Below are 22,624 nucleotides of genomic sequence, written 5' to 3'. Positions count from 1 at the left end.
GGGAGCGGCTTCCGCGTCCGGGTTGCAGATCGTGTGGGTTTCCGGCGCCCGGAGCGACAGGATCTGCACGGCAGACTCGTGGCGTGCGCCGGAGTGGATCAGCGGTTCAGCAGGAACAGGCCGAGTCCCAAGAGCGGGATCGCGGCGACGGTACCGGCCACCAGGAGCGCGGCGACCCGCCGCTTGCGGCGCTGGCGCTCGGGGCTCGGTGCCCGTGCCACCCACGGTGCCAGCCCGGCGGGCCCCGCCGCCACGGCGGTCGGCTCGGCCGGCGCTTCGGCGGCCCGCGGCGCCGGTGCGGGATCAACCCGGGATGGCCGTTCGACCACGGCGACCAGGGTGGAATCGACGGGCGCGTGGGTCCGGGGGCGGGAATCCGCCACCCAGGCGTCCCGTGCACGAAGATGCCGGGCGCCGGGGATTTCGACGTACTTCACGGACCGTGGCCTCCTGAGCTGTGGTGACTTGACTTCGATCCTACGCCGAACCGCGGCCGGGGCCGCACCTGTGGACCCTCCGCGGCGCGAGGCGGCCGATGGGATAGTCTTGAACCGCAAAACCCGTACCCGGGAGCGGCACGGCGCGGGTACCCGGAGGGCGATCGATGGGATGGATGTGCAGCAGCGATACATCACCGGGACCCCTGGCGCCCGCGCGTGGCTCAAGGCCGCCGAGCAGGCCGTCGGCAACCACAGCGACCGCTTGAACGCGATCAACGTCTTCCCCGTCCCGGACGGGGACACCGGCAGCAACCTCTACCAGACCATCAAGACCGCGTCCTCCGTCGCCTCGCGGAGCGACGCCGACGACTGGGGTGCCGTTCTGGCCGCGGCGGCCAACGCGGCGCTCGACGACGCGCGGGGCAACTCCGGGACGCTCTTCGCCGTCTTCCTCACCGGATTCGCCGAGCCGCTCGCGGGCCGGGAGCGCCTGACGGCGGCGCTGCTCTACGAGGCGCTCGAGCGCGGACAGCTGCGTAGCTGGTCCGCGCTGACGGATCCCGTCGAGGGCACCATGCTGTCCGCCATGTCGTCCGCGAGCGCCGCGCTGCGTGCCGCGGCCGGCCCGGAACGGGACGAGTCCAACGCCTCGTTGGTCAGGACCCTCGACCTGGCCATCGAGGGGGTGCGTGGTGCCGTGCTGCGCTCCGAGGCCGAGCTGGGAGCGCTGGCCCGCGCCCACGTCGTCGACGCCGGAGCGGTCGGATTCCTCCTGATCATGGAGAGCCTGCGCGCGGCGATCACCCAGCGGCCCTTCGACGACACGGCACTGGAGGAGCTGCACGGCTACCGCATCCAGGACCGTCACGTCCATGCCGACTTCGACGGCGACGACGGGATTGAGTTCATGTGCTCGGTGGCCCTGACGCCCCTTGAAGCGGCCTCCCTGCGCGCGGAACTGGACGGCCTCGGCGAGTCCGTCATCATGAGCGCGCTGAACCTTCCCGGGGACGCCAACCACCGCTGGAGGATCCACGTGCACGTCGCCGATGCCGAGGCCGCCCTCGCCGTCGTGGAGCGCTACGGCGCACCGGAGAACGTCTCGGTGACCGAGCTGTCCGGCGATTCAGCGGCCCGGCGGGACTAGGGCATGGGCGTGACGAGCCGGACCCAGGCGCTCGAGCTGGAGCTGGAGCGCCTCCTGGGCCCGCCGACGGCCAAGATCCTGTCCCGTGAACTGGGGATCACGACGGCCGGTGGGCTCTTGAACCACTTTCCCCGCCGCTACGTGGAGCGCGGGGCGCTGTCCGATCTCGAGAGCCTGCCGCACGACGAGCTCGTGACCGTCGTCGCGCGGGTGGTGCGGGCCTCGACCCGGAAGATGCACCACCGCAAGGGCTTCCTGACCGAGGTCGAGGTCGCCGACGAGGGCGAAGGTTCCCAGGGGACCCTCGCTGTCTCCTTCTTCAATTCCCGCAAGGCGATGCACGAACTGCTTCCGGGGGCCCGGGTCATGTTGGCAGGAAGGGTGGGGGTCTACCGCCACCAGCAGACCCTGAGCCACCCGGACTTCGAGGTGCTGCCCGAGGACCATGCCCTCGACGAGGCCGATCTGGGGCCCGTCCCGATCTATCCCGCGACCGGGTCCCTTCCGAGCTGGCGCATCCGCAAGGCGGTCGACACGCTCCTGCGCCTCGACCTCCTCGACGGCGTGGCCGATCCCCTGCCGGCAGAGGTCCTCCGCGCCGAGCGCCTCATGGGCCTCGACGAGGCCTACGGAGTCATCCACGCGCCCCTTGACCTCATCGAGGCCGAGGGAGCACGCCGGCGCTTCCGCTTCCAGGAGGCCTTCCAGCTGCAGACCGCCCTGGCCATCCGGCGGGCCGAGCGGATGGCACGTCCCTCCTCGCCCCGCCCGCCGCGGGCCGGTGGGCTCCTGGAGGCCTTCGACGCCCGTCTGCCGTTCACGCTCACCGACGGGCAGATGGGCGTCGGCGCGGAGATCTCCACGGAGCTCGGGCAGCAGCATCCCATGAACCGGTTGCTCCAAGGGGAAGTGGGTTCGGGCAAGACGGTCGTGGCCCTCCGTGCGATGCTGCAGGTCGTCGACGCCGGCGGGCAGGTCGCGTTCCTCGCGCCCACCGAGGTCCTCGCGGACCAGCACTTCCGTTCCCTGAGCCGGCTCCTCGGCCCCCTGGGGGAGGCCGGGCAGCTCGGGGCGCCCGAGACGGCCTGCTCGATCGCCCAGCTCACGGGCTCCATGCCCTCCACCGCGAAGAAGAAGGTCCTGCTGGACATCGCCTCCGGCGCCGTCGACATCGTGGTCGGAACCCACGCGCTGCTGTCCGACATGGTCCAGTTCGCCGAGCTCGGCCTCCTCGTGGTCGACGAGCAGCACCGGTTCGGGGTCGGGCAACGCGACGCCCTGCGGACCCGCTCGGGGACAGCTCCGCACGTCCTGGTCATGACCGCGACGCCGATCCCACGGACCCTGGCCATGACCGTCTTCGGGGACCTGGAGGTCTCGACGCTCGACGAGCTTCCGGAAGGCCGGCTCCCTCTCGCCACGCACGTCGCCGCATTGCACGAGCACCCCGGCTGGGAGGACCGGCTCTGGTGGCGCAGCCGCGAGGAGATCGACGCCGGTCGGCAGGTCTTCGTCGTCTGCCCGCGGATCGGCGACGAATCCGACGCCGGGCCCGGTGGGGATGCGTCGACCGCCTCGGTCACGGAGACCATGGCCCGGCTGGGGGAGCACCCTGCGCTCGCAGGGATCCGCATCGAGGCCCTGCACGGCGCCTTGGGGCCCGAGGAAAAGGACGCCGTGATGTCCGGCTTCGCCTCGGGAGCCATCCCGCTGGTCGTGGCGACGACCGTCGTCGAGGTCGGCGTCGACGTCCCCAACGCCACGCTCATGGTGGTCCTCGACGCCGACCGCTTCGGCGTGGCCCAGCTGCACCAGCTCCGCGGGCGCGTGGGTCGTGGAGTCCACCAGGGGACCTGTCTCCTGGTCACGCGCCTGCCTCAGGACCACCCGGCACGTCAGCGGCTCGACGTGGTCGCCACGACGAGCATCGGCACGCTCCTGGCGGAGTTCGACGTCGCCCAGCGCAAGGAAGGCGACATCCTCGGCTCCTCCCAGTCCGGAACAGCCAGCACCTTGCGCCTGCTCCGGGTCGTGCGGGACGCGCCCCTCATCGAGCAAGCCCGCCAGGCGGCCCGCCGGATCGTGGATGCCGACCCCCTGCTGCGGAACCACCCCGTCCTGGCCGGGATCGTGGCCGGCCTCGACGACGAGCGGAAGGACTACCTTGAACGCGGATGACGCTGGCGGCGCGGTCGCGCCGGAGGTCCCCTCGTGAGCCGCATTATCGGCGGCGCGGCCGGCGGGCTGACGCTGGCCTCCGTCTCCGGAGACGGGACGCGTCCCACGACGGACCGCGTCAAGGAATCGCTCTTCGCCAGGCTCGACCACCTGGACGCCGTCTCGGGGTGCCGCGTGCTGGACCTCTACGCCGGCAGCGGGGCCCTGGGCCTGGAGGCGGCGAGCCGCGGCGCCCATCGGGTCGTGCTCGTGGACGTCTCGGCGGCGGCCCTCAAGTCGGCCAAGGCCAACGCCGCCAGGATCAACAAGGCCCTGGGGGCGCAGACGGTGTCCGTGGTCAAGGGCCGTGCGCCGTCGATCGTGCGCAGCCTCGGGACGGACTGGGACCTGGTCTTCCTCGACCCGCCCTACCCCCTCGCCGAGGAGGAGCTGGCCCGCTGCCTCGAGGTCGTGGCGCCGCACGTCGCGCCGGACGGACTCGTCGTCGTCGAGCGTTCCTCGCGCTCCCCGGAACCGGAATGGCCCGCGGCCCTCGAGCGCACGGGGGAGAGGCGCTACGGGGAAACGGTCCTATGGTTCGCCGAAGGCGTCGGCGTCGCTCCCGCATAGCGTCGTCGCCGGGTGCGGTCCGGCGGCGTCGACGGCCGAGGCCGTCGACGCGTCGAAGGGCGTGTGGGAACCGGCCGCGATGACGTTGCCGGAGTAGCGCCCGCTGAAGAGCCGGGCCTCCGCGGTGACCAAGACGTCCGCGAAGACGGACTGCAGGGAGCGGACCTGCCGGCGGGCGAACGCCATGCCGGCGTCGTCGCCGAGGTTGACCACGACCGTCCCCCCGGGGGCGCAGCGCCCCGCCAGGAGCGAGTAGAAGGCCGGATCGGCCAGGTGCGCGGGGGAGTCGGGACCCGTGAAGATGTCCAGGAAGACGACGTCGAACGCGGAGCCCGCCGGCAATCCCTCCACGAAGTCGCGCGCGTCGGCCGTGACGCACTCGATGTCGGCCTCCGCCGGCAGGGGCAGCGACGTCAGGACGAAGTCGACCAGCTCCCTCTCGATCTCGACGACGGTCTGCCGCGAGCCGGGACGCCTCGCCTCGAGGTAGCGGGGCAGCGTCAGCGCGCCGGCTCCCAGATGCAGCGCCCGCACGGGGGCGCTGCCCGGGAACACCGCGTCGACGACGTGCGCGGCCCGCTGCAGGTATTCGTAGAAGATGCGTTCCGGCTGCCCGGGGTAGACGTGGGACTGCTCGGCCCCGCCCAACAGGAGGACGCGTCCCTCCGGCTGCAGCGGGTCCTCGATGATCTCGGCGGTCAGCCCCGAGGACATCCTGATGCTGCGCCGGGGCGGACGGGTGCCGTCCTGGCGGCTACGTGGCACGGAGGACCCCGTGCTCGGAGAGGGCCCGGCCGGCCGCGGTGAGGACGTCCCGGTGCTTGCAGAACGCGAAGCGCAGGAGGCTCGCGTAGGAACCGGCGTTCCCGGGCAGCGCGAAGACGCCGACGGGGACCGCGGCGACGCCCGTCGTCGAGGGCAGCTCCCGGGCGAGAGCCACGGCGTCGTCCACGCCGAGGTCCGCGGCGTCGGCCATGAGGAAGTAGCCCGCGGCCGGCGCGTTGACACGGAATCCGACGTCGGTCAGCGCGGAGGCCAGCAGCTCCCTCTTCGAGGCGAGGTCCGAGGCCACGGCGGCGAAGAAGGCGTCCGGATAGCCGAGACCGTGCGCCACGGCCGCCTGGAAGGGGCCGCCGGAGCTGTAGCTGAGGAACTGCTTGACCGTCCGGACGGCGGCCACGAGATCGCGCGGGCCGGTGATCCACCCGACCTTCCATCCCGTCAGGGAGAAGGTCTCGCCGGCGGAACCGATCGTCAGCGTGCGGTCCCACGCGCCGGGGAGGGTGGCGACGGGGACGTGGCTGCCGTCGAAGACGAGGTGCTCGTAGACCTCGTCGCTGACGATCACCGCACCGGCCCGCTCGGCGGCGGAGGCGATCAGGGCCAGGGCCTCCGTCGCGAGGACCGTGCCCGTGGGATTGTGCGGCGTGTTGAGGAAGACCATCCTCGTCCCCGGCGTGATGGCCGCGGCGATGTCCTCGGCCCGCGGCTGGAAGTCCGGCCAGCGCAGCGGGATGGTCTTGTGCACGGCGCCCGCCATCGACAGCAGCGCGCCGTAGGAATCGTAGAACGGCTCCAGGGTGACGACCTCGTCGCCGGGGGAGACCAGCCCCAGGATGCACGCGGCGATGGCCTCGGTCGCGCCGGTCGTGACCAGCACCTCGTCGTCGGGATCGGGCGTCAGGCCGTAGAACCGTTGCTGGTGCGCTGCCACGGCCTGCCGCAGCACCGGGAGGCCACGGCCCGGTGCGTACTGGTTCAGTCCGTCGGCCACGTGGCCGCGGGCGATGTCCCTCAATTCCTGCGGCCCGTCGGCATCCGGGAAGCCCTGTCCCAGGTTGATCGCGCCGTGGAGCCGTGCGAGTTCCGTCAGCTCCTCGAAGATCGTCGGGCGCGGCCGGCCGTCATCGTCCAGGAGATGCGCCCCTTGTGCGGCACGCTGCCACGGAAGTCCACCGCTCATGTTCTCTCCTCCCGCGATCCCGGGCCTACGCCCCGATCGTCCCGGTTCACGTCCCCGGAAGCGCCGTGAGATGCTGGAACGAGTCATGAGCACACACCCCGAGGATCGCGCCGGCGTCTCCCGGCGCACCGTCTTGTCCGTCTCATTGTCCACCATGATCGCGTTGGGCCTCGCCGGCTCGACGCTCCGGGACCCCCAGGCGCCGGGCCCCGGCGGTCCCGGGCTTCCGCTCGTGCCGCCGCCGGATCCCGGTCCCGGCGAGCACGCGCTCGGGACCCCCATGGAGACGGTCGTGGTGCCGGCGGCGGCCTTCACCGAGGGAAGCGACGGGGTGGCCGTCGCGGTCATGGTGGCCTCCGGCGCGCCGGCCCGCGTCAGCATCGTCTCGCTGCGGACCGGACGGCGCGTCGCGGACCGTCCGTTGGACGAGGACGGCGACGCCTCGGCGACGGTCTGGGCCCTGGCGGCGGACGCGGCCAGCGGCCGGGTCCTCCTCGGCACCACGCAGGGACGCGTCTACCTCTTGGATCCCGGGGGATGGGAGCTGAGCGAGATCGACGGGCCGGACGGCGTCGAGTCGCCGTACTTCCAGCGGGCGGCCGCGCTGCCGGACGGCGGATTCCTCGTGACGAGCTACCCCGATGCCCGCCTCCACCACTACGACCCGGCCCGCGGCACGTGGACGAGCCATGGGAGCCTCGGGGAGGGGAACGACTACGCGATCGGCGTCGCCGTCCGCGGAGGCCATGCCTACGTCGGTACGGGCACCGAGGACCCCGCCGTCTTCCGGGTGCGGCTCGCGGACGGCGAGACCGCCCGGATCGACTTGCCAGATCCGCCGCCCGACGCCCCGCGCCGCGACTTCGTCTACGACGTGGCCGCGACGCGGCGCCACCTCTTCGCCCGTGTCGAGTCCGAGGGGGCCGTCTACGTCAGGGACCTCGTCGACGGCCGGTGGGTGGACCGCTTCGACGGGGTCCTGCCCGGGCTCGTGGCCGCTGAGAACGGCGAGGACGTCTACTGGACGGACGAGGAGCACCGCGTCCACTGCTACGACGGCGCGGAGGGCCGGTCACGGCCCCTGCCCGGCGGGTTCGTGGTGAGCCGGTTCCGCGGCGGCGCCGTGCTCCGGCCGCAGTCCGGTGGCGGATCGCCCACGCTCGTCACGGTCAACGCCTCGGGCCGCATCCTGGGCTGGGACCTGGAAGCCGGGAAGGACGTCGGCCACGCCTCCGACGTCGCGCCGGGGGCCTTGCGCCTCCGCTCCCTCGGCGTCGACCCGCAGGGCCGGATCCTCGTCTCTGCGCTCGCGAGCACCAGCCATGTGCGCCGCTACGACCCGGCCGGCGGAGCATTCGACCGCCTCGCCTCGAGCGGGCAGGTCGAGTCCTTCGGCGTCGTCGACGGCGCGGTGCTCGCGGGCGCGTATCCCGGTGCGGTGATCCGCCGGCTCGGCTCCGGTCCGTCGACGCCGCCGCGGGATCCCCCGTCCGCGGCGGACGACGGCGGGCTGCGCATTCCCGACGGACAGGACCGCCCCGTGGCCATCGTCGAAGCGGCAGGAGGACTCGCCGTCGTCGCGACCACGCCCGTCTACGGGCAGAGCGACGGCGCCCTCTCCGTCGTCGACGTGGCGGCGGGCTCGGTGGAAACCCACCGTCGGATCGTGCCCGGCCAGTCGCCGCTGTGCCTCGCGGCCGATCCGGCGTCCGGAACGGTCTACGCGGGAACCGGCGGAGCCGCCGGGTTGGGAAGCCGCGCGGCCCGGGCGGGGGACGGCCGCGTCCTCGCCTTCGACGTGCGTTCGGGGCGGGTACTCGCCTCGCGGATCCCGGTCCCGGGCGATCCGAACATCGCGGCACTGGTCCTCGACGCGCGCGGCCGGCTCTGGGGCCTCTCCTCCAACGCGGTCTTCGAGCTGGACCCGGCCTCCCTGGACGTCGTGCGGGTGGGCCGGCACTCCCAGCGGGCCGATTCCGGGTCCTATGTCACGGGCCGTACCCTCACGGACGGCGGCGACGTGCTGTACGGCTGCTGGGGCGGAGGCATCCACCGCATCGACAAGGAGACGCTGGGCGTCACCGCCGTCGGCGAGGGCCAGCACATGGTGCGCGCCCCCGACGGGAGCCTCTACTACGCCCGCGGTGCCCGGCTGTACCGGAGGGTCCTCGGCTAATGTGCCCCGTTGACGGCGCGCTCGGGTAGATTCGGGGACATGAGACGCGCCGTATGCCCCGGTTCCTTCGACCCGATCCACAAGGGCCACGTGGAGATCATCGCCCGTGCCAGCAGCCTCTTCGACGAGATCGTCGTGGTGGTCTCCACGAACTACTCCAAGAAGTACCGCTTCTCGGAGGAGGAACGGATCGCCATGGTGCGCGAGACCGTCTCCGGACTGCGCGGCATCAGCGTCGAGCCCATGGGCGAGGGTCTCCTGGCCGACTACTGCAAGGGCATCGGCGCCGAGGCCATCATCAAGGGCCTGCGCAACACCGCGGACTTCCAGTACGAATCCCCGATGGCCGCCATGAACCGCCACCTGACGGGGATCGAAACGGTCTTCCTCCTGGCCGACAACCGCTATACGCACTTGTCCTCGAGCCTGCTCAAGGAAGTCCAGGCCCTCGGCGGAGACGTCGAGGAGTACCTTCCGCGCGCCGTCGTGCAGCGGCTTCGACAGGGGGTATGACCTGCGTGACGCGCGCAACCTTCCGTTAACCACCGATCAAGTAGAGTCGGAATCATGAGCTCATCCACCCGCATCACCAAGGCCGTGATTCCCGCTGCCGGACTCGGCACGCGCTTCCTTCCCGCCACCAAGGCCATGCCCAAGGAAATGCTTCCCGTGGTCGACGAGCCGGCGATCCAGTACGTCGTCGCCGAGGCCGCACGGGCCGGCCTGAGCGACGTCCTGATGGTGACGGGCCGCTCCAAGCGCGCGCTCGAGGACCACTTCGACCGCGTCCCCTCGCTCGAGGCCACGCTGGCCGAGAAGGGGGACACGGAAAAGCTGCGCAGGATCCAGCAGGCGACGGCCCTCGGCGACATCCACTACATCCGGCAAGGCGACCCCCGCGGCCTCGGACACGCCGTCCTCTGCGCCAAGCTGCATGTCGGCAACGAGCCGTTCGCCGTCCTGCTGGGCGACGACCTCATCGACGAACGCGACGAGCTGTTGAGGACGATGATCGACGTCCAGCAGCGGACCGGGGGCTCCGTGATCGCCGTCATGGAGGTCGAGCCCGAGGCGATCAGCGCCTACGGGGCCGCGGACGTCGAGGAGGTCGAGGGCGAGGACTACGTGCGGGTGAAGAAGCTCGTCGAGAAGCCCGCCCCGGAAGAGGCCCCTTCCAACCTGGCCGTGATCGGCCGCTACGTGCTGCACCCGGCGGTGTTCGAGGTGCTCGAGCGCACGGCCCCGGGCCGGGGCAACGAGATCCAGCTGACCGACGCGCTCGAGGAACTGGCCACGCGCGACGGCGAGGGCGGCGGCGTCTACGCCGTGGTCTTCCGCGGCCGCCGCTACGACACGGGCGACAAGCTCAGCTACATCAAGGCCGTCGTCACCCTCGCGTGCGACCGCGGGGACCTCGGTCCCGAGCTCAGGCCGTGGCTGAAGTCGTTCGTGGCCGGCCTGGACTAGGAACGGACCCGCAGGGGGCCGAACCGACGCGCCACGGGGTCGGCGTTTTGAGTAACCTCGGGGCTTCAGGCTAAGATGTAATGTCGGTCTATGTTCTAGGGGAGTCCTCATCAGCGAGAAGCGCAACGATCGTTCGTCGTCACACGGCATCGATCGCAGTTCGCCCTTGGCCTTCTCGGTCAAGGACCTCGGGCGCAGCCCGGGAAGCATGAAGACCCTGGAGGAATCGATCGCGGCACCGGCCGAGCTCGGAGCCGCGCTCATCGGAGTCCGGGAAGGATCGGTAGTCGATCTGGACCTGAGGTTCGAGGCCGTGCACGAAGGGATCCTGGTCTCCGGGACCGCCTTCGCCGAAGTCACCGGCGAATGCGGTCGCTGCCTGGGACCCATCGCGTACGACCTCGAGGCGAGGCTCCAGGAGCTTTTCTACTACGAGGGCAGCGAGCTGCCCGAGGAGGAGGAAGCAGAGCAGTACATGGTCCAGGGAGACTTCGTCGACCTGGACGGTGTCCTGCGGAACGCAGTGGTGACCGCGCTGCCGTTCCAGCCGGTGTGCCGGGAAGACTGTCCGGGTTTGTGTTCCGAATGCGGAACGCGTCTCGAGGATGATCCCGACCACCACCACGAGGTCATTGATCCTCGCTGGGCGGCCCTCACCGGGCTGGCCGGCACAGCCGCGGACGACGCGGTGCAAGAAACCGAATCCGTCGAGAGAGAAGAGAGTTAGCCGTGGCTGTTCCCAAGCGGAAGATGTCCCGCTCGAATACCCGCGCACGCCGTTCCCAGTGGAAGGCGACCGCGCCGAACCTGGTGAAGACCGTGGAGAACGGCCGCGTCAGCTACAGCCTGCCGCACCAGGCCAAGGTCGTGACCGACTCCGCCGGTACTGCGCTGTTCCTTGAATACAAGGGCCGCAAGGTCGCCGACGCCTAACCGCGTTCGATGCCTTCAACTGAAGAGCTTGCGCAGCGTCTCGGGGTCGACATCGACCCCGAGACGCTTCGTCTTGCCCTGACGCACCGCTCCTACGCCTACGAGCATGGCGGTGTCCCCACCAACGAGCGACTCGAGTTCCTCGGCGACTCGATCCTCGGGTTCTCCGTCACGGAGCACCTCTACGCCGAGTACCCCGAGCTTCCCGAAGGGGATCTCGCGAAGCGGCGCTCCGCCGTCGTCAGCACCCGCGCCCTCGCCGGCATCGCCCGCACGCTGGGCCTGGGCGAGTTCGTCCTGCTGGGCCAGGGGGAGAAGCTGACGAACGGGGCCGATAAGGCCAGCATCCTCGCCGACACCATGGAAGCCGTGATCGGCGCCGTGTTCCTCAGTGCGGGGATCGATCCGGCCCGTGCGCTGGTCCTGCGCCTCGTCGGCCCGCTGCTCGACGATGTGGCCCTGCGGGGCGCCGGCACCGACTGGAAGACGTCCATCCAGGAGATCGTCGCCGCACGCAAGCTCGGCACCATCGAGTACCTGATCCAGGGTTCCGGACCGGACCACGCCCGCGTCTTCGAGGCCACCCTGGCGGTCAACGGAACCCGCTACGGGTCCGGGACCGGCCCGTCCAAGAAGGAAGCCGAGCAGGAGGCCGCCGCCGTCTCCTTCCGCATGCTCACCGCGGGCAGCGAACTTCCGCGGAGAACCTGAGCGGTGCCCGAACTGCCCGAGGCGGAAGTGGTCCGCCGCGGCCTTGAGGAATGGGTCGCGGGCCGCCACGTCCTCTCGGCCACCGTGCACGATCCGAGGTCCCTGCGCCGACAAGCCGGAGGCCCGGACGAGTTCGTCGCGGCGGTCCAGGGCGCCCGCTTGGCGGCGGCCGTCCGCCGGGGCAAGTTCCTGTGGATGCCGCTCGAGGGCCAAGGCCTGTCGCTCGTCGCCCACTTGGGCATGAGCGGCCAACTCCTGGTCCAGGACGCGGACCACCCGGAACCACGCCACCTCAAGGCCACGCTGCGCCTGAGTCCGTCCGCCGGATCCCCGGACGAGCTGCGCTTCGTCGACCAGCGGATCTTCGGCGGCCTCCACACCTCCCGACTCGTGGCCACGGGCGACGGCGGCCCCGGAGGAACGGGCTCCGAGGAGCCGCTCCTGCCCGTCGCCGCCGCGCACATCGCGCGCGACGTCCTCGACCCCGCCGTGACGGCCCGGGGGCTCCACGCGCTGATCCGCTCGAGGCGAAGCGGCATCAAGCGGGCGATCCTCGACCAGCGCCTGCTCTCGGGAGTAGGCAACATCTATGCCGACGAGGCCCTCTTCGACGCCCGGATCCACTACGAAAGGCCCTGTTCCTCGATGCGGCCCGGCCTGACCGCACGGCTGCTCGAGTCCCTCCGGGAGGTCATGCTCCGTGCGTTGGACCAAGGCGGCACGAGCTTCGACTCGCTGTACGTCAACGTCAACGGATCCTCGGGCTACTTCGAACGATCGTTGAAGGTCTACGGCCGCGAGGGGCGGCCCTGCCCGCGGTGCGGCGCTCTGATCGAACGCGAGGCCTTTATGAACCGCTCGAGCCACTTCTGTCCGAGGTGCCAACGAGGGCCGCGTCACTGAGCACGTGCGCGGCGGGCGCATGGTGCTGGGTCTGACGACGTAGCACGTGTCCGAGCGCGCCGACGGCGTGGACGTGATCCGGATCCTGCACCAGCGCATGGATCCGACGCGGGATTTCTGAGCGGCGGACGGTCTCCCCGTGGTTGGAGGCCCCTGGGCGCGGCCGTTGACGCTGCTCACAGCACCCAGGGGTCGAGCAGGGCGACGCCTGCGCGCTGAAAGTCCTTCGTATTGCGGGTGACGAGCGTGAGGTCGTGCTCCAAGGCTGTGGCTGCGACGAGGGCGTCCATCTCAGGCATGGGATCTGGCACATGCAGGCCCGCCGTGCGACGCGCGATGCGTTCATCGACGGCAAGGATCGAGCCGGCGAAGGCCGCCGGGACGTCTTGCGTCAGCCACGAGCGCAACTGCACTCCCGCTATCGGGTCCCGGCGCTCCAGCCGGAGGACGCCGCGTTCGAGCTCCAACAATGCGACGACGCTGATCGCCAGATCGGCCCGCGGTTGCGTGGACAGCCAGGCGTTGAGCGCTGGAGAGGCCCGGCGGCGTGCATCGCTCAGGACGTTGGTGTCGAGCAGGTACCTCACAGATCAAAGGGCCGATCGGGCTCGACGCGTCGCCGGGGCAGCTCGAGTTCGATGCGTGGGTCCTGGTTCCGCCAGAGGAGATCGCCCATCAACTCCCGTTTGCCGGAGAGCCGGTCGTACTCCTCCGCGGTGAGCAACACGTGTGATGGCCGTCCGTGATCGGTGATAGTGACCGGCCCCAGTTCGGCTGCCCGCTTGGCGGCCGAGACGTCGCGGTTGAAGTCGCGACTCGTGATGGTGGTGGACATGATCGTCTCCTTTGGCCTCCCGAAATTGTACCTATAGTAGGTAGTATACTCGATGCTTCCGGCGCGAGGTCATCCGAAGCAGCGATGGGCTGCCCTGCCCGCGACACTCTGCGCAAGATCGAGTCCGGAGAACTTGGCGTGGGCTTCGGCAACGTCGCGCAGGTGCTGCGCGCCCTCGGTGTGCTCGACCAGGTGGTCGAGGCCGTCGACCCGCTGGGTAGCGACATCGGCCGCCTCCGTGCGGGGAGCCTCGCGGAGGAGTGCAGCCTCTCGACGGCCCGGGCTGGAGAGAGGATCGGCGCGTGGCCGGCGCCCGTCCCGGGCACGGGCCTGCAGCAATCTCACAGAAATCCGGACTACAGTTGTGGGGATTTGTTTCCTGCACTGCGAGGAGCCCACTTGCCACGAACCCGGCGCCAGCCCGGCTACCAGCCGCGCCACCGTGCCCAGCCCAAGCGCCGCCGGGGACGCATCGCGATCGCCGCGGCCCTCGTCCTGGTGCTCGGCGCCGTTGTCGTCGTCGGGAGCTACGTGGCCAACCTCGCCGGGACGTTCAACTCCCGGAGCAACACGATCGCCTCGGCCTTTCCCAGTGAACGCCCCGACAAGGACGTCGACGACGGCTCCCGGAACATCCTGCTCCTCGGATCCGACAGCCGCGGTGACGGGCTCGACACGGAGGAGAACAAGGGCGAGGCCGGGGAACGCTCCGACACGATGATGCTCGTCCACCTGCCGGAGGACCGGCGGAACGTCTACGTCATGTCGATCGTGCGCGATCTCTGGGTCGAGGTTCCCGGGCACGGGGAGCGCAAGATCAACGCCGCGCTCAGCCTCGGGGGATACCCCCTCATGATCGAGACCATGGAGCAACTGCTCGACACCAAGATCGACAACATCGTCTCGATCGACTTCGAGGGATTCGGCGCGCTGACGGAGGCGCTCGACGGCGTGACGGTGGACAACCCGGTTCCCTTCTGCGCGGGCCAGGTCAATCCGTCGTGCTTCGAAGCCGGCGAGATCACGCTCGAGGGGACCGCCGCGCTGCGCTACGTGCGCGAGCGGAAGTCCTTCGCCGACGGCGACTTCCACCGCGTGCAGAACCAGCAGCGCTTCGTCAAGGGCGTCCTGGAGCGCTTCCTCAACGCGGAGACCCTGGGGAACCCGGCCCGCATCCAGGACGTCGTTTCCGAGTTCTCGGGCTTCCTCAGCGTCGACGACACCCTGGACGCCGCCACGGTCGCCGGGCTGGCCTTCCAGCTGCGCGACGTCCGCGCAAGCGACGTCACGATGTTTACGATTCCGACGGGACCACCTGCCACCGGGCCTGGGGGAGCGGACATCATCACGCGCGACGACGCCGTTCTCGAGGAGCTGCGCACGGCCCTGCGCTCCGACACCCTCGCCGACTTCCTGGCCTCGGGCCATGGAACCGACGCCTTCGGCGGATCGATCACGGACACCACCGGCACGGGTGGGACAAGCAGCGCCCCGACGGGAACGCCGGACACCGGATCGGGCGGTTGAGCCCCGTGCGCGTGCTGCTCTTGACGCATTCCTACGACCCGGAGTCGACTCCTCCGCAACGGCGGTGGGCCGCCTTCATCGGCGCGTTCCGCCGGGAGGGCTGGGACGTCGACGTCGTCGTCCCCACCGCCCACCCGGACCGTTGCGCCCCGCACACGTCCCGTGGCGAGCGGGGCCGGGCCTGGACCGCCGGTCACGGCCGCCACGGCGAGTGGATCCGCCGCGTGCCGCTCCTGAAGCACAGCGAATCACGGGCCAGCAAGCTGTTCAGCCACCTCATGGGTGCCGTCTTCATGGTGCCGGCGGCCCTCCTGGGTCCGCGCCCCGACGTCGTCGTGGTCACGGTTCCGGCCCTTCCGAACATCGCGGCTGGCTACGCCGTCTCCCGATTGCGGCGCCGCCCTCTCGTCGTCGAAATGCGTGACGCCTGGCCCGATCTGGCGCGCGACGCGGACCTGGTTTCCGGTGCGCGCCCGGGACTCATGGAACGGATCGTGGCCGGTGTCCAGCGCAAGGCTGACCTGGTCGTCACGGTCACCCGGGGTTTCGCGGAGCTGTTGCGGCAGCGTGGATGCCGTGACGTGGTCACCGTCAACAATGGCATCAGCCTCGGTACCTTGCCCCACGGCGTCCCCTCCGCGCCGCCCGAACGGCAACTGCACGTGCTCTACCTGGGCAACCACGGCGAGAGCCAGGGGCTGGAAACCATCATCGACGCGGCCCGTCTGGCCGGCGAGGACGTGAAGGTCCGGTTCGTGGGGACGGGAACCCGGCGGATGGAGCTCGAAGAGCACGCCCGCGGCGTCGGAGCGTCCATCGAGTTCCTTCCGCCCTCGCACGGTGAGGAGACGACCGCCCACTACGCCTGGGCGGACACGTGCGTCATCAGCCTGCGCGACGACTGGCCGAGCTTCGATTGGACCGTTCCCTCCAAGACCTATGAGCTCCTGGCCGTCGGCCGGCACATCACGGGCATCGTCCGCGGCGAAGCGGCGCGGATCCTGACGGAGTCCGGTGCGGCCGATGTCCTGCCGGCCGATCCCACGGCGATCGCCGCGTTCTGGAGGGAGGCGGCCCGGGACCGTGGGCGCCTGCAACGAGACGGCCTGGGCCGTGACTGGGTCCGGCAGCACGGCGACTACGGCCGGCTCTCACGTCGGTACATGGACCTGATCGCCGAGCGGTTCGGGAGGACGGCCGAAGGCCCTGCGGTGAGGACGCACGGGGTGCGTCGAAAGGGGGAACCACGCCATGGGTAGGACCGCAACGAGCGCATCGGGCGGCCGTGCGCCGATCGGACGCCTGCTGAAGAACGCCGCGATCACCTGGGGCGTGGTGCGCGACCACGTCAACGACGACCCGATCGTGCTCTTGCTGCAAACGGCGCGGCGCTTCAACACCCGGCCCGTACTGGCGGCCGCCGGCCTCGGCGCCAGGCTCCTGACCCGCGACGACTCGGTGGCAGGAGCCGTGTTCCGCGCGGTTCTCGGCGACACCGAATCGGTCCGGCGCGACCTCTCACGCGTGGCGTCGCGGGGCACCGGCCGACGCCGGACGGTCCACCTTGCGGACGTCGCGACGGCCATCGGCGATTCCGCCCTGGCCGGCCGGCTCCTCGCCGCCCTGCCTCCGCTCGACTCCGCAGCGGCCGGGGCGAGAGCACGGCTGGCCTGGCACGACGGCGACATGAGCGCCGCCGTCCGCGTGCTCGAAGGCCTGCCCGGCGGGCACCACCGCCTGCGTCGGACCATGCAGGGGGAACTCGCGACCTTCCGGGGCCAGGCGCCGCGGCTCGCGGCGCGCCCGGGCTACCGGGCCGTCCCGGGGCGTGCCCTGCATCTCGTGACCAACTCGCTGCCCCACACGGGGAGCGGATACGCGCAGCGCACCCAGTCCGTGCTGGCGTCGCTGCGCCACGACGGCTGGGACGTCCTGGCCGTGACCCGCCTCGGATACCCGGTCGAGGTCGGCAAGCCCCTGGCGCGCAACGAGGACGTCGTCGACGGCATCCGGTACCGACGCCTCCTCCCCACGCGCATCGCCGGGGACCTGGTCGGGCGACAGGCGCAGCAGGCCCGGCTCCTCGCCTCGATCGTCGAGGAGTTCAGGCCCGCCGTGCTCCACACGACGACGCACTTCGTCAACGCAGCAGTCGTTCGTTCCGTGGCCGATGCCTACGGCATTCCCTGGGTCTACGAAGTCCGCGGACAGCTCGCCGACACGTGGGCCTCCACGCGCCCCGACGAGGCCAGGGACTCCGAACGGTACCGGCTCTTCAGGGACCGCGAGGCGGAGGCGGCGGGCGCGGCCGACGCCGTCATCACGCTCGGCGCCGCCATGCGTCGCGAGCTCGTGGACCAGGGCGTGGACCCGTCACGGATCACGATCTGCCCCAACGCCGTGGGCGAGGCCTTCCTGGCCGCTCCCGGACCGGCCACCGAGGCCAGGAAGGCCCTCGGGCTCGACCCCTCCTTGTCCTACATCGGCACGGTCACGAGCGTCGTCCCCTACGAGGGGCTCGACGATCTCGTCCGCGCCTTTGCACTGCTGACGGACGAGCACCCGGACCTCAGGCTGCTCGTCGTCGGGGACGGCGTCTCGCTCCCCGGGCTGCGGCTGCTGGCCCAGGAGCTCGGCGTCGCCGGGCGGTGCCTCTTCACGGGCCGCGTTGCGCGCGAGCAGGCCTCCGTCTACCACCAGGCCCTCGATGTCTTCGTCGTGCCCCGCAAGGACCAGGAGGTGACGCGCCGCGTCACACCGCTCAAGCCCGTCGAGGCCTCGGCCTCGTGCCGGCCCGTGGTCGCGAGCGACCTCGATGCGCTGGCGGAGCTCGTGCACCATGCGAAGACCGGATTCCTCGCCCCCGCGGAATCTCCCGAGCGGCTCGCCGACGCCATCGACCGTCTCCTGCGCGATCCGGAGCTGTGCGAGAAGCTCGGTGCGGCCGGCCGCGCGTGGGTCCTCGAGGAGCGCACGTGGGCCGCCAATGCCCAGAAGTACTCGGCGGTCTACCGGGGGCTTGGCGCCGGTGTGGCGGGGGACACGGGATCGGATCCCGGCCCGCGCGGCGCCCGCGGCTAGTCCACGCCCTCGCTATACTGATGGCTGGCCTCACCGGGGGAGCCGTTCTTTGGCGTGTCCCCTCGGAGACGCCCGACGAGTGGGTACTCCACCGTCGGATGCGCGTCGGCACACTATTGGACTCACGGAAAGAACCGAGGATGACAACCATCAAGAACGTCGCCGTTATCGGCCTGGGATACATCGGACTCCCGACCGCAGCGATCCTGGCCGCCAACGGATCGACCGTCCAGGGCGTGGATGTCAGCCAGCGCACCGTCGACGCCGTGAACCGTGGCGAGGTGCCGTTCGTCGAGCCCGATCTGGGGGCCTACGTCTCCGGCGCCGTCGCGCGTGGCGCCCTCAGCGCGTCACTCGAGACCCCCGAAGCCGATGCCTACATCGTGGCCGTCCCGACGCCGTTCAACGCCGACAAGAGCGCCGACCTGTCCTACATCGAGGCGGCGGCCGATGGCATCGCCCCGAAGCTCAAGGGCGGCGAGCTGGTCATCCTCGAATCGACCTCCCCGCCGGGGGCGACGCGCCACATGGCCGAACGCATCCTCGCCGCACGCCCCGACCTCAGCCTCGACAGCCTCAACGTCGCGCACTGCCCGGAACGCGTGCTTCCCGGCCGTGTGATGATCGAGCTCGTCACCAACGACCGGATCGTCGGCGGCATGACCCCGGAGGCCGCACGGCTGGCCAAGGAACTGTACGCGACCTTCTGCGAGGGCGAGATCCTCGTCACCGACGATGTCACCGCCGAGATGGCGAAGCTCGTCGAGAACTCCTACCGCGACGTCAACATCGCGTTCGCCAACGAGTTGTCCGTGATCTCCGACAAGCTCGGCATCAACGTCTGGGAACTCATCGAGCTGGCGAACCACCATCCCCGCGTGAACATCCTGCAGCCGGGACCCGGAGTCGGCGGCCACTGCATCGCCGTCGATCCCTGGTTCATCGTCGACGCGGCCAAGGACGAGGCGCAGATCATCCGCCAAGCCCGTGAGACCAACGACGCCAAGCCCGCCTGGGTCGTCGACCAGGTCCGTGCGGCCGCCGCCGAGTCCGGGGAATCCCCGGTCATCGCCGCGCTGGGGCTGGCCTTCAAGGCCAACATCGACGATCTGCGGGAGTCCCCGGCCATCCACATCACCCAGGAACTCTCCGCGGCGCTGCCCGGGGCCTCCATCCTGGCCGTCGAGCCGCACATCGAGGCCCTGCCCCGCAGCCTCGAAGGCCTCGACAACGTCCGCCTCGAGCCGACCGCGAGCGCCCTGGAGCAGGCCGACATCGTCCTGCTGCTCGTCGACCACGACGACTTCAAGGCCGTGGACCGCCAGCTGCTGGACGGCAAGAAGGTCATCGACACCCGCGGCGTCTGGCGCTAGCCCGACGCCGTCGACGGCGCCCGGCCGTCCCTGCCGACCGGGCGCCGAACCCCAAGTCAAGCCAAGGAAAGGAACCGCCGCGTGCCGAGCAACTTCCGGGGGCTCCCTCGCCGGATCGTCCGAGCCCTCCGACGGGGACTCCTGGGCGGCTCCAACCAGGTCGGCCTGGCCGTCTCGGCGGCGGTGCTCCTCGGTACCGCCCTGATCGTGGTCCAACTGCTGATCCTGGGATGGTGGCTCGGAGCCGCGGGTACCCTGCTCCTGGGCGGTGCCGGACTGGTGCTCGGGGTGAAGACCACGAAGACCGCCCTTCGACTCGCGCGCGTCGACCGTCAGCTGAGGGACGGCATCAAGACCACCGGGCACGCCGCCGCGGCACCGCCACAGGACGGACAGCGGATCGACGCCCATTCCGCCGCGTCGAGGCTCCAGGCCATCGGCCGGGTCGAGCTCGACGTCGTCAACCCGTCCGCCAAGGGACGCCAGGCCGCGGCCGTCGACAGCGACCCGCTGCGTCCCTTCCGCCTCTATGCGGCCACCCGCGGTACGGTCGCCGCCCCCGGAGGCGCGGCCCCGGAGAACGGGTCCGGCCGCAGGATCGCGGCGATCGCAACCCCCCGCCTCGCTGCGCGGCTCAACGGGGACTTCTCCGTGTCCGCCCTGAGGCCCGGCCTGTCGCTGGCAGAGCTCGAGGCCAGCCAGCCGACGGCCGTCGTGGTCGAAGAGGATGCGCTCCGGGCGGGCGCCTGGTACTCGGCCCTGCAGGCCGGCGGCACCGGCCTGCTGCGTGAGATCTTCGAGGTGGCCAGGGAATCGCGCGAGCGGGGCATCGGCTTCTACGTCGTCGCCTCGGACACGCTCGAGCTCTCCTCCACCACCCTGCGCGGGGTGGCCACGCACGTTGTCCAGCCCGACGCACCGCCGGCGGCCGTTCCGGGGACGGACGGGGCCGCTGCCCCGTCCCTTCCCCTCTTGGAGGCGCTCGAATCCCATGCCGCCTCCCAGGCGGTCCAGCGATCGGAAGGGGTCAGCCGATGACCGCGCACGAGCCAAACCACGACCGCGGCCGGCGCACGATCGTGCTGTACGGGGACGTCGTCCTCGATGTCCTGGACGGCTCGGCCATCTGGCTGATCTCCATGGCGGAGGCGCTGTCGAAGACGCGCTCCGACGTCCACGTGCTGCTCAAGAGCAAGGTGCGCAACGACCGCCTCCTCAAGCGACTGCACTCCTTCGACGGCGTCACCCTGCACGATCCCGGCCCGGGAGTCACCGAGATCTGGTCCGGACAGCCGCCCGAGCTGACCCCGGAGCGCGCCGCCGAACGCATCGCCGAGGTCGCGGCGGAGGTCTCCGCCAGCGTCGTCGTCGTGCGCGGCAAGGCCGTCTGCCGCCAGGTGGCGGAACGGCCCGGACTCGCCCGCCGCCTCTGGGCCTACATCACGGACCTGCCCTACCCCTTGCAGCACGCGACGTCCTACGCGCTGCGCGAGATCGGCTTCGTCGCCGAGCGGGCCCGCCGGATGTTCGCCCAGACCGAGGACGCCCGCGCCTACCTCGAAGCCAACGTCCCCGCCGCGGCGGGCAAGACGCTGATCCTGAACCCCATGATCCCCGACGAGTTCTTCGCCGACCTCGACGCGGACGGCGTCGACGGCGGAGCGGACCGGCCCCTCGAGTTGATCTATGCGGGCAAGTTCGCCAAGGAGTGGCGCACCCTCGAGATGTGCTCGCTCGCTCCGGCACTGGCCGAGCACGGCGTGGACGCCCGCGTGACGATGATCGGCGACAAGTTCCAGCGCGTCCGCGGCGACGCCCATTGGGGCGGCGCCATGCGGGAAGGTCTCGAGCTGGACAGCGTCGACTGGCTCGGCGGCATGTCCCGCGAGGAGACGCTCGAACACGTCCGCCGCGCGGACATCGGCCTCGGATGGCGGTCGCCGGAACTGGATGCCAGCCTGGAGATCTCCACCAAGGCCCTGGAGTACGCGGCCGTGGGGACGCCGCCGCTGCTCAACCGTACGGCGGCCCACGAGGCGTTGCTCGGAGCCGACTATCCGTTGTTCCTGGACCGCGACGACGTCGCGGAACTCGTCCGCGTCCTCTCCCAGGACGCGGGCCTGATCCGGTCCGCGCGGCGCAGGGCACAGGACTCCGTCCGCTGGTACGCCCTCTCGGCCTCCGCCGAGCGTCTCGAGGGCCATCTGGCCGCGGCGGAAACGGAGCTTCCGGCTCGGGCGGACGCGACGCCGCACACGGCGCCGTTGAAGGTGCTTCTCGCCGGGCACGACCTGAAGTTCGCCGGCGAGCTCATCGAGATGCTGGAGGCGCATCCCCTCATCGAGCTGCGCTTTGACGAGTGGCCCTCGCTCCATGTCCACGACGAGGCGCGTTCCGCGGAGCTGCTCGGCTGGGCGGACGTGGTGCTGTGCGAGTGGGCAGGGAAGAACGCGGTCTGGTACTCGCAGCGCAAGCGGCCCGGACAGCGGCTGCTCGTGCGGCTCCACGGCTTCGAAGTCCGGGCCCCCTGGCTCTCCGAGATCGACTTCGACGCCGTGGATGGACTGTTGACCGTCTCCCGGCTCATGGTCGACCGGGTGGAGGCTGCCACGGGATGGGACGCCGCCAAGATCCACGTGGTCCCCAACGCCCTGGACGTCCGCGACCTCGGCCGGTCCAAGCTGCCGGGAAGCGGACACCGCCTCGGCCTGGTGGGGATCGTCCCGTTCCTCAAGCGCCCGGACCGGGCCCTGGACGCCCTCGAACTGCTCCTGGACCAGGACCCGTGCTATACCCTGCACATCCGGGGGCGGCTCCCGTGGGAATACCCGCACGTATGGGCCAAGGCCGTCGAGCAGGAGGCCTACCTGTCCTTCTTCGAGCGCGTGGGCCGGTCCGCCCGCTTGCGGGACGCCGTCGTGTTCGAGCCCTTCGGCGCCGACATGGGCTCCTGGCTGAGGAAGATCGGATTCGTCCTCTCGCCGAGTTCCGACGAGAGCTTCCACCTGGCGCCCGCGGAAGGCATGGCGTCCGGCGCCGTGCCGATCGTCTGGGATCGGCCCGGTTCGGCCGACGTCTTCGGCGAGGACCTCGTGGTGGCCGATGCCGCGGCCGCGGCCGAGAAGATCCTCGCCTACGGCGCGGATCCGGAGTCCTACCACGAGGCCGCGCTGGGCATGCGCGACCGCGCGCGGACCTGGGACCTGCGCTCCGTCAACCGCCTCTGGCTGGGCCACCTCGGCGTCGGCTAGGCAGCGGCCGTCGGGGACGCGCCACGTGCG

Annotated in this window: 21 protein-coding genes; 16 read left to right on the top strand and 5 right to left on the bottom strand. The window is 71.0% G+C overall.

The features are described 5' to 3' along the window. Positions 1–98 precede the first annotated feature (98 nt). Positions 99–437 carry a hypothetical protein gene (locus AC0QR5_RS04620; RefSeq protein ID WP_329860847.1) on the bottom strand — a complete coding sequence of 113 codons (339 nt, stop codon included), beginning with the start codon at positions 435–437 and terminating at the stop codon, positions 99–101. 178 nt (positions 438–615) lie between these two features. On the opposite strand from AC0QR5_RS04620, the gene AC0QR5_RS04615 reads away from it, so the two are divergent. From AC0QR5_RS04615 to rsmD, 3 genes are read left to right on the top strand one after another with little or no spacing between them, the layout of a single operon-like run. Next, positions 616–1,587: a DAK2 domain-containing protein gene (locus AC0QR5_RS04615; protein ID WP_329860846.1), complete on the top strand. Its 972-nt coding sequence runs from the start codon at positions 616–618 to the stop codon at positions 1,585–1,587. Positions 1,588–1,596: 9 nt separating this feature from the next. Next, entirely contained in the window at positions 1,597–3,765 is a 2,169-nt protein-coding gene (locus AC0QR5_RS04610) for an ATP-dependent DNA helicase RecG (RefSeq protein ID WP_329860845.1), read from the top strand. Positions 3,766–3,798: 33 nt separating this feature from the next. After that, positions 3,799–4,374: a 16S rRNA (guanine(966)-N(2))-methyltransferase RsmD gene (gene rsmD / locus AC0QR5_RS04605; RefSeq protein WP_329860843.1), complete on the top strand. Its 576-nt coding sequence runs from the start codon at positions 3,799–3,801 to the stop codon at positions 4,372–4,374. On the opposite strand, the gene AC0QR5_RS04600 is transcribed toward rsmD, so the two are convergent. Both AC0QR5_RS04600 and AC0QR5_RS04595 read right to left on the bottom strand, forming a co-directional pair. Further along, entirely contained in the window at positions 4,336–5,139 is an 804-nt protein-coding gene (locus tag AC0QR5_RS04600; protein WP_329860841.1) for a spermidine synthase, read from the bottom strand. The two genes, rsmD and AC0QR5_RS04600, sit on opposite strands and share 39 nt — an antisense overlap. After that, on the bottom strand, positions 5,129–6,337 hold the full coding sequence (locus AC0QR5_RS04595; RefSeq protein ID WP_329860839.1) for an aminotransferase class I/II-fold pyridoxal phosphate-dependent enzyme: 1,209 nt from the start codon (positions 6,335–6,337) through the stop codon (positions 5,129–5,131). The genes AC0QR5_RS04600 and AC0QR5_RS04595 overlap by 11 nt, the downstream gene beginning before the upstream one ends. 85 nt (positions 6,338–6,422) lie before the next feature. Here AC0QR5_RS04595 and AC0QR5_RS04590 point away from each other — a divergent pair, with 85 nt between their 5' ends. The 7 genes from AC0QR5_RS04590 to mutM all read left to right on the top strand — a co-directional run bounded on the left by AC0QR5_RS04590 (position 6,423) and on the right by mutM (position 12,527). Then, positions 6,423–8,513 carry an NHL repeat-containing protein gene (locus AC0QR5_RS04590; protein ID WP_329860838.1) on the top strand — a complete coding sequence of 697 codons (2,091 nt, stop codon included), beginning with the start codon at positions 6,423–6,425 and terminating at the stop codon, positions 8,511–8,513. 39 nt (positions 8,514–8,552) lie between these two features. Continuing rightward, positions 8,553–9,026 carry a pantetheine-phosphate adenylyltransferase gene (gene coaD, locus AC0QR5_RS04585; RefSeq protein WP_329860837.1) on the top strand — a complete coding sequence of 158 codons (474 nt, stop codon included), beginning with the start codon at positions 8,553–8,555 and terminating at the stop codon, positions 9,024–9,026. A 54-nt stretch (positions 9,027–9,080) separates the two neighbouring features. Continuing rightward, complete coding sequence (galU, locus tag AC0QR5_RS04580; RefSeq protein WP_329860836.1) at positions 9,081–9,980, top strand: UTP--glucose-1-phosphate uridylyltransferase GalU; 900 nt, start codon at positions 9,081–9,083, stop codon at positions 9,978–9,980. Between the two features lie 166 nt (positions 9,981–10,146). After that, on the top strand, positions 10,147–10,707 hold the full coding sequence (locus AC0QR5_RS04575) for a YceD family protein (RefSeq protein ID WP_329860835.1): 561 nt from the start codon (positions 10,147–10,149) through the stop codon (positions 10,705–10,707). Between the two features lie 2 nt (positions 10,708–10,709). Next, positions 10,710–10,913, top strand: coding sequence for a 50S ribosomal protein L32 (gene rpmF / locus AC0QR5_RS04570; protein WP_329860833.1), 204 nt, complete (start codon positions 10,710–10,712; stop codon positions 10,911–10,913). Positions 10,914–10,922: 9 nt separating this feature from the next. Next, positions 10,923–11,624 carry a ribonuclease III gene (gene rnc / locus AC0QR5_RS04565; RefSeq protein ID WP_329860832.1) on the top strand — a complete coding sequence of 234 codons (702 nt, stop codon included), beginning with the start codon at positions 10,923–10,925 and terminating at the stop codon, positions 11,622–11,624. 3 nt (positions 11,625–11,627) lie between these two features. After that, the gene (gene mutM / locus AC0QR5_RS04560) at positions 11,628–12,527 is read left to right on the top strand and encodes a bifunctional DNA-formamidopyrimidine glycosylase/DNA-(apurinic or apyrimidinic site) lyase (protein WP_329860831.1); all 900 of its coding nucleotides are present in this window, start codon (positions 11,628–11,630) and stop codon (positions 12,525–12,527) included. Positions 12,528–12,703: 176 nt separating this feature from the next. Here mutM and AC0QR5_RS04555 read toward each other — a convergent pair whose 3' ends face one another. Both AC0QR5_RS04555 and AC0QR5_RS04550 read right to left on the bottom strand, forming a co-directional pair. After that, on the bottom strand, positions 12,704–13,114 hold the full coding sequence (locus AC0QR5_RS04555; protein ID WP_329860830.1) for a type II toxin-antitoxin system VapC family toxin: 411 nt from the start codon (positions 13,112–13,114) through the stop codon (positions 12,704–12,706). After that, a complete protein-coding gene (locus AC0QR5_RS04550; RefSeq protein WP_329860829.1) occupies positions 13,111–13,362 on the bottom strand; it encodes a type II toxin-antitoxin system prevent-host-death family antitoxin in 252 nt (83 codons plus the stop codon). Before AC0QR5_RS04550 ends, AC0QR5_RS04555 begins: the two co-directional genes overlap by 4 nt. A 138-nt stretch (positions 13,363–13,500) precedes the next feature. Here AC0QR5_RS04550 and AC0QR5_RS04545 point away from each other — a divergent pair, with 138 nt between their 5' ends. From AC0QR5_RS04545 to AC0QR5_RS04520, 6 genes are all read left to right on the top strand, one after another. After that, entirely contained in the window at positions 13,501–14,889 is a 1,389-nt protein-coding gene (locus AC0QR5_RS04545) for an LCP family protein (RefSeq protein ID WP_430970711.1), read from the top strand. A 5-nt stretch (positions 14,890–14,894) separates the two neighbouring features. Further along, positions 14,895–16,148, top strand: coding sequence for a glycosyltransferase family 4 protein (locus AC0QR5_RS04540; protein WP_329860921.1), 1,254 nt, complete (start codon positions 14,895–14,897; stop codon positions 16,146–16,148). Then, positions 16,141–17,970, top strand: a complete 1,830-nt coding sequence (locus tag AC0QR5_RS04535) for a glycosyltransferase family 4 protein (protein WP_329860826.1) — start codon at positions 16,141–16,143, stop codon at positions 17,968–17,970. The genes AC0QR5_RS04540 and AC0QR5_RS04535 overlap by 8 nt, the downstream gene beginning before the upstream one ends. Positions 17,971–18,110: 140 nt before the next feature. Next, positions 18,111–19,343: a UDP-N-acetyl-D-mannosamine dehydrogenase gene (wecC, locus tag AC0QR5_RS04530; RefSeq protein WP_329860825.1), complete on the top strand. Its 1,233-nt coding sequence runs from the start codon at positions 18,111–18,113 to the stop codon at positions 19,341–19,343. Between the two features lie 81 nt (positions 19,344–19,424). Next, complete coding sequence (locus AC0QR5_RS04525) at positions 19,425–20,381, top strand: hypothetical protein (RefSeq protein ID WP_329860824.1); 957 nt, start codon at positions 19,425–19,427, stop codon at positions 20,379–20,381. Continuing rightward, positions 20,378–22,594 carry a glycosyltransferase gene (locus tag AC0QR5_RS04520; protein WP_329860823.1) on the top strand — a complete coding sequence of 739 codons (2,217 nt, stop codon included), beginning with the start codon at positions 20,378–20,380 and terminating at the stop codon, positions 22,592–22,594. Before AC0QR5_RS04525 ends, AC0QR5_RS04520 begins: the two co-directional genes overlap by 4 nt. Positions 22,595–22,624: the final 30 nt, after the last annotated feature.

This window comes from Arthrobacter sp. J156 (genome assembly GCF_056172865.1).
The sequence above is the reverse complement of the archived record's forward strand: the minus strand, read 5'-3'. Positions and strand labels throughout refer to the sequence as shown.